At 68.2% G+C, this 1973-nt stretch carries 2 protein-coding genes; both read left to right on the top strand.

The genetic code is table 11. The features are described from left to right. The first annotated feature begins 89 nt into the window (after positions 1 to 89). Positions 90 to 1115, top strand: a complete 1026-nt coding sequence (gene istA / locus JCR33_RS24655; protein ID WP_198884801.1) for an IS21 family transposase — start codon at positions 90 to 92, stop codon at positions 1113 to 1115. Then, positions 1112 to 1903, top strand: a complete 792-nt coding sequence (gene istB, locus JCR33_RS24650) for an IS21-like element helper ATPase IstB (protein ID WP_198884800.1) — start codon at positions 1112 to 1114, stop codon at positions 1901 to 1903. The genes istA and istB overlap by 4 nt, the downstream gene beginning before the upstream one ends. Positions 1904 to 1973 lie beyond the last annotated feature (70 nt).

Genomic DNA, 1973 nt, shown 5'->3' with positions numbered 1-1973 from the left:
TGTTGCCGCCGCTGGAAAACTGACCCGGTCGCCGACTGAAAGCTGACCCACCCGATAGCCTTGGGCCCGACGCGATGCGGAGGGCCCGGATGATCGGAGTGGAGCTGTCGATGGAGATCCGGGTGTTGGCCGAGCATGGCAAAGGTGTGCGTGAGATCGCGCGGGATGTGGGCGTCTCGCGCAACACCGTGCGGCGGTATCTGCGGGACGCGGAGGCGTCGCGCTACAAGGAACGGCCGGCGCGTCCGGCGAAGATCGATCCGTTCAAGGACTATATCCGCGAGCGCCTGGCGGCCGCCGCGCCGGACCTGATCCCGGCGAAGGTGCTGTTCGACGAGATCCGCGAGCGCGGTTACGGCGGCGGCTACACGATGGTGAAGGTGTTCGTGGCGACGCTCAAACCGGTGCCGAAGCCGGAGCCGGTTGTTCGCTTCGAGACGACGCCGGGTCAGCAGATGCAGGTCGACTGGGCGACGATCCGGCGGGGACGGGACCGGCTCTCGGTCTTCGTCGCGACGCTCGGCTGGAGCCGGGCGGCCTACGTCGAGTTCGTCACCGACGAGCGCGTGGAGACGCTGATCGCCTGCCACGAGCGGGCCTTCCTGGCGCTCGGCGGCGTGCCGCGCGAGGTACTCTATGACAACGTGAAGACCGTGGTGATCGACCGGGACGCCTATGGACCGGGCCGGCACCGCTTCCACGCCGGCTTCCTCGACTTCGCCGGCCACTGCGGCTTCCGCCCACGCCTGTGCCGCCCCTACCGCGCACAGACGAAGGGCAAGGTGGAGCGCTTCATCCGCTACGTGCGGTCGAGCTTCTACGTGCCGTTCGCCAGCCGCCTGGCGCAGGACGGCATCGCGGTCGATGCGGCTGCGGCGAACGCCGCCGTGCGGCGCTGGCTGCGTGAGGTCGCCAACGCCAGGGTCCATGCCACGACCAAGGCCGTGCCGGCCGAGCGTCTGGCCGTCGAACGCGCGATGCTGCAGCCGATCCCGGCGCCCTATAGCGGCGAGATCGTTCGGTCCGATCCGCGTCCGGCACCGGTCCCGATCGTCGGCCTCCAGCACCCGCTGTCGATCTACGACGAGCTGATGTTGCCGGGAGCGGTGCGATGAACAGCCTCCAGCACGAGCGCATCGCCGACCTCTGTGCCGAGCTTCGGCTGAAGATGATCGACACCGCGTGGACTGCAGCCGCACAGGCGCAGGCCGCGAAGGAAGGCTCGTTCGGAGACTTCCTCGAGGACGTCCTTCGGACCGAGGCCGAAGGGCGCCGTGTGAGGGCTCGAGAGATGGCCGCGCGGGTCGCCGGCTTCCCGGCGATCAAGACGATGGACGGCTACGACTTCGCGTTCGCCACAGGCGCCCCGCGCAAACAGCTCCTTGAGCTCGCCAGCCTCGCCTTCGTCGAGCGGGCGGAGAATGTCGTGCTCCTCGGCCCGTCTGGCGTCGGCAAGACCCACCTCGCAATCGCGCTCGGTCACCTCGCGACGCAGCGGGCGATGAAGGTGCGCTTCGCCACGGCAGCCGACCTCGTCCTGATGCTCGAGGCCGCCCAGCGCCAGGGCAAGCTGAAGGAGGCGATGCACCGGGCTGTCAACGTCTACAAGCTCCTGATCGTCGACGAGATCGGCTACCTGCCGCTGGGCCGCGAGCAGGCCAACCTGTTCTTCCAGGTCGTGGCCAAGCGCTATGAGCGCGGCTCGATGATCCTGACCTCGAACCTCACCTTCGGATCCTGGGACCAGGCCTTCGCCGGCGAGACGGTGCTCACCGCGGCAATGCTCGATCGCATCCTGCACCACGCCACGGTCGTCTCGATCCAAGGCGAGAGCTACCGCCTGAAGGACAAACGCAAGGACGGCCTCATCGCCGCCACGGCCCCGAAGAGGGAGGCCGCCTGAACACGAGGGTGGGTCAGATTACGATCGGCGCGACCGCCGTAAGTGGGTCAGATTTGGATCGGCGTTGACA

It is taken from the genome of Acuticoccus mangrovi, from assembly GCF_016411865.1.
In the GTDB taxonomy this organism is placed as follows: Bacteria; Pseudomonadota; Alphaproteobacteria; order Rhizobiales; family Amorphaceae; genus Acuticoccus; species Acuticoccus mangrovi.
This window is presented reverse-complemented; position numbering and strand designations above follow the sequence as displayed.

Bases quoted from the DNA above. Each gene is read 5' to 3' on its own strand.
- istA (WP_198884801.1), top strand. From the start codon at position 90: ATGATCGGAGTGGAGCTGTCGATGGAGATCCGGGTGTTGGCCGAGCAT.
- istB (WP_198884800.1), top strand. From the start codon at position 1,112: ATGAACAGCCTCCAGCACGAGCGCATCGCCGACCTCTGTGCCGAGCTT.